General features: G+C 66.8%; 5 protein-coding genes. 2 read left to right on the plus strand and 3 right to left on the minus strand.

All coding sequences use genetic code 11. The annotated features are described in order from the left end of the window. Window positions 1-225 precede the first annotated feature (225 nt). Window positions 226-1,470 carry a sodium-dependent bicarbonate transport family permease gene (locus tag AC5Y7V_RS15915; protein WP_499880981.1) on the minus strand — a complete coding sequence of 415 codons (1,245 nt, stop codon included), beginning with the start codon at window positions 1,468-1,470 and terminating at the stop codon, window positions 226-228. Window positions 1,471-1,705: 235 nt separating this feature from the next. Further along, the gene (locus AC5Y7V_RS15920) at window positions 1,706-2,944 is read right to left on the minus strand and encodes a sodium-dependent bicarbonate transport family permease (RefSeq protein ID WP_499880982.1); all 1,239 of its coding nucleotides are present in this window, start codon (window positions 2,942-2,944) and stop codon (window positions 1,706-1,708) included. A 352-nt stretch (window positions 2,945-3,296) separates the two neighbouring features. On the opposite strand from AC5Y7V_RS15920, the gene AC5Y7V_RS15925 reads away from it, so the two are divergent. Both AC5Y7V_RS15925 and AC5Y7V_RS15930 read left to right on the plus strand, forming a co-directional pair. Continuing rightward, entirely contained in the window at window positions 3,297-4,646 is a 1,350-nt protein-coding gene (locus AC5Y7V_RS15925; protein ID WP_499880983.1) for a salicylate synthase, read from the plus strand. Window positions 4,647-4,825: 179 nt separating this feature from the next. Continuing rightward, window positions 4,826-5,842 carry an acyl-ACP desaturase gene (locus tag AC5Y7V_RS15930; RefSeq protein WP_499880984.1) on the plus strand — a complete coding sequence of 339 codons (1,017 nt, stop codon included), beginning with the start codon at window positions 4,826-4,828 and terminating at the stop codon, window positions 5,840-5,842. A gap of 20 nt (window positions 5,843-5,862) precedes the next feature. Here AC5Y7V_RS15930 and AC5Y7V_RS15935 read toward each other — a convergent pair whose 3' ends face one another. Further along, on the minus strand, window positions 5,863-7,506 hold the full coding sequence (locus AC5Y7V_RS15935; RefSeq protein ID WP_499880985.1) for a (2,3-dihydroxybenzoyl)adenylate synthase: 1,644 nt from the start codon (window positions 7,504-7,506) through the stop codon (window positions 5,863-5,865). Between the last annotated feature and the right edge of the window lie 33 nt (window positions 7,507-7,539).

The following is a 7,539-nucleotide window of genomic DNA, read 5'->3' on the forward strand; positions in this document are numbered from 1 at the left end:
CCGGTCTTTACGAATAATTGACATCACTTTTACGAACAGCCGACGCGCACTGTGCCAGCTTGGAAACACCCCGGAAACATCCGGTCCGCTTGGGGTGTCGAACCACCGGCCTGCCTGGCGTGATCAGGGCGTTTAGTCGGGTTCGCACCCGGCACTGTGTAGTTTGGGCTCACAGACTTCGCACCCGCCGCGAGACAGGCTGCTCGATCCCGAGATGACGTTTTCTCAGACGCCCGGGAACCAGTGCGCGATCAGGCGATTGAACTCGATGTAGAGCGGGATTCCGATGGTGACGTTGTAGGAGAACGTCAAACCGAGTGAGGCCGCCAATGGCAGCGTCGGGCTGGCCTCGGGGATCGCCAGCCGCTGCACGGCCGGCACGGTGATGTAGGACGCGGCGCCGCACAGCACCGCGAACAGCACGTAGGTGCCCGGCTGGAAGTGGGTGTCGGTGAGGTCGGCGTAGGTGTAGGCGGCCAGGATCCCCAGCGCCGCAAAGAAATTCGGGGCCAGCAGACCGAAGACGATGAAGCCTCGCCCGGCGAGCTTGAGATCGTGCAACTTGCGCGACGCCGTCATGCCCATCTCGAGCAGGAACAGGCAGAGCACACCCTGGAACGCCGCGACGAAGAGCTCGTTCTGGTCGTGAACGACCTTCTGTCCCTGCAGCGCGCTGACGAAGCCGACGATGATGCCGCCGATGAGGAGCACGAGGCCGGGATTGAGGAACACCTCCTGCATGAGTTCGCGGGAGAAGATCGGCATCCTCGTGGCCTTACCGCGGGGCGCGCTGTCGTCGGGCTCCCAGTTCGGATGCTCCAGCTTTTCCAGCGAGAGTTCCAATTCCTGCTCGACGCCTCGTTGGCGCTCGGCGCTGAGGCTCTCGCCGGGCCGCGGCCGCGTAGCGGTGCCGGGACCCACCCCGACCGCTACCGGCGCGGCGTAGCCGGGCTCGTCGGGCATGTAGCCAGCGTCGTTGAGACCGCGGTGGCGCAGTCGCAGCACCAGGTACAGCGCCACCAGGCAACCCGGAATCTCCATGATGGCCAGCAGGACCGGCATGTAGGCGTTGAATGCGATACCCACGCCCGACAGGACGGCCACGCAGGTGGCGAAGGTTCCCGCCGAATCCGAACCGTAATAGCCGGCGACCGTGGCGCGGTCGACTCGACGCATGCGGGTCGTGTACTTGAGCACCACGTACGCAAGGACTCCGATGACGAAGTTCAATGCGAAGCCCATCAGCGCAAAGCCGGCGATGTTGTCGATGTCGGCCGGTTGGATCTTGGCGAGTTCTTCGCCCCCCTGCCAGCCGATCGACACCAACAGGTACATCGTCAGACCCTGATAGATCACATAGGGAAACTCGAACCGCACCTTCATGATCGGGATCAGGAAGCCGAAGTAGAAGAACAGCAGCAGCGGCTTGAAGAGATTGTGGGTGAAGTTCTCCCAGAACTCATGAAGCATTGGTGCCTCCGACGGTTGATTCGGCCGTGCCGCGCGCAGCATCCAGCGCCGGGGAGTCCACGAACATCATTAGTACCTTGGGGACTCACGGGACTTGGGTCAACGGAGTGAAGGTGTCTTTACGAATCGTTAACAACGCGTAACGCGGCTGCACAAATGCCCCGCCCGCCGCAACGGTGGGCGCCGCGCCGGCCCAATCGCGTTGTGAGCCATTGGGCCTCGCGCGACGCGGTTCTCAGGTGAACCAGTGCCCGACCAGGCGGTTGATCTCGATGTAGAGCGGGATGCCGATGGTGACGTTGTAGGAGAACGTCAAACCCAGCGATGCGGCCAGCGGCAGGGTGGGGCTGGCCTCGGGGATCGCCAGCCGCTGCACCGCGGGCACGGCGATGTAAGACGCCGCGCCGCACAGCACGGCGAACAGCACGTAGGTTCCCGGCTTGAAGTCGCTGTGCGTGAGCGAGGCGTAGGCATGGGCGACCACGATCCCAAGCGGGGCAAAGATATTCGGCGCGAGCAAGCCGAAGAAGATGAAACCCGGGCCCGCCGATCGCAAGTCCTTCAGCTTGCGCGACGCCGTCATGCCCATCTCGAGCAGGAACAGACACAGCACACCTTGGAAGGCCAGCACGAAGAACTTGTCGTCGTCCGCGACCACCTTCTGTCCCTGCAGCCCACTGATGAGGCCGATCAGGATGCCGCCCATGAGGAGCACGAGCCCGGGGTTGAGGAACACCTCCTGCAACAGCTCACGGGAGAAGATGGGCATCCGCTTGGGCTTGCCCATAGCCGGGGTTTGATCGGGCTCCCAGTTGGGGTGCTCCAGCTTTTCCATCGAGAGCTCGAGCTCCTGCTCGACTCCGCGCGCGTTCTCGTCCGCGAGGCTCTGGCCGTGCGGCGGGCGCGCGGCGGTGCCGGGGCCGATCCCGACCTTGACCGGCGCGACGTAGCCGGGCTCGTCGGGCATGTAGCCGGCCTCACTCAGGCCGCGATGCCGCAGCCGCGCAACGAGATAGAGCGCCACCAGGCAGCCCGGGATCTCCATGACGGCCAGCATCACCGGCATGTAGGCGTTGAACGCCATTCCGACCGCGGTCAGCACGGCCACACAGGTGGCGAAGGTTCCCGCGGAGTCGGACCCGTAATATCCGGCGACCGTCGCCTTGTCTATTCGTCGCATGGAACTCATGCGGCCCAGGAGCAGGTAGGCCAGCCCGCCGATCACGAAGTTCAACACGAAGCCCACGACCACGAACCCCGTGATGGTTCCGATCTCCTCGGGCTTGATCTTGGCGAGCTCCTCACCGCCATGCCAACCGATTGCCAGCAGCAGGTACATCGTCAGGCCCTGATAGATCACGTACGGGAACTCGAACCGGACCTTCAGGATCGGGATCAGGAACCCGAAGTAAAAGAACAACAGCAGCGGCTTGAACAGGTTATGGGTGAAGTTGTGCCAAAACTCCTGCAGCATTTGGTGCCTCTCTTCAGTGATCCGGCGATCAGGGAAAGCACCGCCCGCCAGCGATCCACCGCGAACATCCCGATGATCGTGCCAAAATTTAGCCTCGCCCTCGGGGGCCCGCCACTCAGAAATCGCCCGGGAATCCCGCGTTTAACGTCAGCGAAACGCAATCGCGGATTCTGCCAAAGCCAATGGTCACAGCGGTGCTGGTAGGGGCGGGTGTGGCCCGCTAGGCGTGAATCCTCTGTGACTTTTCTGGGGATTAACTGTGGGGATGGCGCGGCGGCCCCGGGCGGCGCGTTTCCGCCTCCGCAGGGGAGGGTTGCGCGGCGTTACATAGGTTAGGCTACATTTACTAACCGTGACCGATGTCAGCGTCGAGACGAGTTCCGCCGGCACCACGTCACCGATTCCGTTGCCTCCCGACATCCATCCGGCCGACCTGGCGGCCCGGCTGGCCGCCGCGCTGCCCGAGCGCTCGGGCGAGGAGTACCTCCTCTACGAGCGCACCGGGCAATGGGTCCTGGCCAGCGGTGTGCGGGCGATGGTCGAGCTGGACAGCGACGAGCTGCGGGTGATCCGCGACGGCACCACGCAGCGCCAACAATGGTCGGGGCGGCCGGGACCCGTGCTCGGTGAAGCCATCGACCGGCTGCTGCTCGAAACCGACCAGCTTTTCGGCTGGGTCGCATTCGAGTTCGGCGTCTATCGCTACGGGCTGCAGCAGCGACTGGCGCCGCACACCCCCTTGGCCCGGGTGTTTTGGCCCCGCACCCGCATCGTGGTGACGCAGGAGGCGGTCCACCTCGACGGCGCCGACGTCGCCCACGCCGACGCCGTACGCCGATTGTTGAGCGACGGCGCCGACGGGATGCCGGACGCCCGCGCCATCGACCTGAGCGACGACCCGTCCGGCTACCGCGCCCGGGTCGCGGCGGCCGTCCGCGAGATCGCCGGGGGCGAGTACCACAAGGTGATCCTGTCGCGCTGCGTCGAAGTGCCTTTCCCGCTTGACTTCCCGTCCACCTACCGGCTGGGCCGCCGGCACAACACACCGGTGAGGTCCTTCCTGCTGCGGCTCGGCGGCATGCGCGCCGTGGGCTACAGCCCCGAACTCGTCGCGGCCGTTCAACACGATCGGACGGTGGTGACCGAGCCGCTGGCCGGGACCCGGGCGCTCGGTCGCGGCCCGGTGCATGACCGTCAGGCCCGCGACGAACTGGAGTCGAACTCCAAAGAGATTGTCGAGCATGCCATTTCGGTACGCAGCTCGCTACAGGAGATGACCGAGATCGCCGAACCGGGGACCTCGGTGGTCAGCGATTTCATGACGGTGCGGGAGCGGGGGAGCGTGCAGCACCTCGGCTCGACGGTCAGCGCCCGCCTGGACGCGTCGAGGGACCGGATGGACGCGCTGGAGGCGCTGTTTCCCGCCGTCACCGCCTCGGGCATCCCGAAGGCGGCCGGCGTCGAGGCCATCCTGCGCCTCGACGAAGGGCCGCGCGGCCTCTATTCCGGTGCGGTCGTGATGGTTTCGGCGGACGGCGGCTTGGACGCGGCGCTGACGCTGCGCGCGGCCTACGAGTGCGACGGCAGGACGTGGTTGCGCGCCGGCGCGGGCATCATCGAAGAGTCCGAACCCGAGCGCGAGTTCGAGGAGACCTGCGAAAAGCTGTCCACGCTCGCGCCGTACCTGATCGCCCGGCAATAGCGCCCGACCTGCGGCGGTAAGGCGGTTCGCCTTTGCCGCGCCGCTGTTGTGCGGCAGCTCTCCCTCCCCATGGGACTTTCGGCCCTATTTCGGCTCCTTCCGGCGTGTCATCTTGGTGTAACTGGCTGACACACGTAAATTCAGTGTTACTGATCGAAACACATAACTGGGAGGGCTCCGTGTCCGATGCCTTGACCAACTTGCAGCTACTTCGTGAGCTCGAACCCGTGGTCGAGAAGTTGCTCGACCGCCATCTCTCGCTGTTCAAGGAATGGAACCCGCACGACTACGTTCCGTGGTCGGACGGCAAGAACTTCTACGCGCTGGACGGCCAGGACTGGGAGCCGGGACAGAGCCGGCTGTCCGACGTGGCGCAGGTCGCGATGGTGCAGAACCTGCTGACCGAGGACAATTTGCCGTCGTATCACCGCGAGATCGCGATGAACTTCACCATGGACGGCCCCTGGGGCCAATGGGTGAACCGGTGGACCGCCGAGGAGAACAGGCACAGCACCGCGCTGCGCGACTATCTGGTCGTCACGCGCGCGGTCGACCCGGTCGAGCTGGAGAAACTCCGCCTGGAGCAAATGACCCGGGGCTTCAGCCCCGGCCAGAACCAGCAGGGTGACCTGTTCGCTGAGAGCCTCTTCGACTCGGTCATGTACGTGTCGTTTCAGGAGTTGGCCACCCGCGTCTCGCACCGCAACACCGGCAAAGCCGCCAACGACACCATCGCGGAACAGTTGATGGCCCAGGTGTCGCACGACGAGAACCTGCACATGATCTTCTACCGGGACGTCAGCGCCGCCGGTCTGGACATCGCGCCCAACCAGGCGATGCGCTCGGTGCACCGGATCCTGCGCAACTTCAAGATGCCCGGGTTCACCGTGCCGGAGTTTCGGCGCAAGGCCGTGATCATCGCGGTCGGTGGCGTCTACGACCCGCGCATCCACCTCGACGAGGTGGTCATGCCGGTGTTGAAGAAATGGCGGATCTTCGAGCGCGAGGATTTCACCGGCGAGGCCGCGCGGATGCGCGACGATCTCGCGGTGCTGATCAAGGAACTCGAAGTCGCCAGCGACAAATTCGACGAATCCAAGCAGCGCTACCTCGAGCGGGAGGCCCGCAAGACCGAGCGGATCACCGCCAACAAGGTCCTCAAAACCGAAGGGACGCTGACGCTTAGCGGCCGCTGACCGCGGCCGGCGAGCGGCTCTTACGGTCCGCCGAGCTGCCGCGCGATCGCCTTCTTGTCGATCTTGCCGATCGGGGTGGTGGGCAGCGCCGCCATCCCGACCAGCATGTCGGGCCGGGCGTGGGCGGCCACGCCGCGCGCGTCGAGGTGGGCATTGAGCTCGGCGAGAGTCAACGGTTCCCGGGTGAAAACAACGGCGGCGCAGATCTTTTCACCCAGGTAGGGATCGGGCAGCGGAACCGCCGCGGCCGAGCCGATCGCCGGATGGCTCAGCATGTGCTCCTCGAGGTCGGCCGCCGCGATGGTCTCGCCGGCGCGGCAGATGACGTCCTTGATCCGGCCGGTGACCACCAGGTAGCCGTCGTCCCTGCGGCGGACGAGATCGCCGCTGCGGTAGAAGCCGTCGGGATCGAAGCAGCGCTCGTTGTCGCGTTCGGCGCGGAAGTAGCCGTTGAGCGTGTACGGCCCGCGCACCAGCAGCTCGCCCTCTTCGCCCGGTGCCACCGGCTCGCCGGCCTCGTCGACGATGCGCAGTTCGTCGGCGGCGCACAGCGGCCGGCCCTGTGTGTTCTCGACGATTTCCGGCGGATCGTCCAGGCGGGTGTAGCAGAGCAGCCCCTCCGCCATGCCGAACACCTGCTGCACGCCCGGGGTCAGCGTGGCGCGCGCCAGGCGGGCGTCGCCCGGTTCCAGTCGCGCCCCGCCAATCTGCAGGAGCCGCAACGACTTCGGGGTCACCGGCTCCCACTCGCAGGCCTGGGCCCACAGCTTGGCCAGCGCCGGCACCAGGGCCGTCACGGTCACGCGGTGGCGCGCGATGGCGGCAAAGGCGGCCTCCGGGCTGGGGTCGGCGCCGAACACCGTGGTGGCGCCGACGGACATGGCGCCCAGCAGGCCGGGACAGGCCAGCGGGAAGTTGTGGCCCGCGGGCAACACCGCGAGATAGACGTCGTCCGCCGTCAGCCGGCAGAGCTCGGCGCTGGCGGTCGCGTTGAACACATAGTCGTCGTGGGTGCGGGGGATCAGCTTGGGGGTGCCGGTGGTGCCGCCCGAAACCAGCAGCAGGGCGGGCATTTCCGGGTCGGCCGCCGGGGCCGGCGGGTCGACGGCGCCCGGTCCGCACAGCTGCGTCCACGCCGTGAACTCCCCGGGGTCGCCGTCGACGATGACATGCTTGAGCGCCGAGTGCTGCTCGACGAGCTCGCGCGCCATCGCCGGGTGGTCGAAACCGTTTGCGGCGCCGGGTATCACGACAGCGGTCGCCGCGCTGACCGCGGCGAAGTGGCCCAGTTCGGCGGCCCGGTGGCCGGGAAGGCACATCACGGGAATGGCTCCGGCCCGCACGAGCCCGAACAGCGCCGCGGCGAACTCGCGGCCGTTCGGCAACTGCAGCAGGACCCGGTCGCCCGGCGCGACGCCCAGCCGGCGCAGGCCGGTCGCCGCGCGGTTGGCCCGCTCGTCGAGCTCGGCGTAGCTGAACCCGGCGTCCGTCCCGGCGTCGACGACGGCGGTCCGGTTCGGCCAGCGCCGCGCCGCGTCGGTGAGGATCGTGTCCAGGGTTCGTCCCGTCCAGTAGCCCGCCGCGCGATAGGACGCGGCCCGGCCGGCCGGGAACGGCACGAATCCCGCTACGCCCGCCGAGGGCCGCGTCGTGTTCGGGACCATCTGTCTCCTTGGGGGGTGGTAGCGGGCGGCGCA

The organism is Mycobacterium sp. NGS34 (assembly GCF_059812845.1).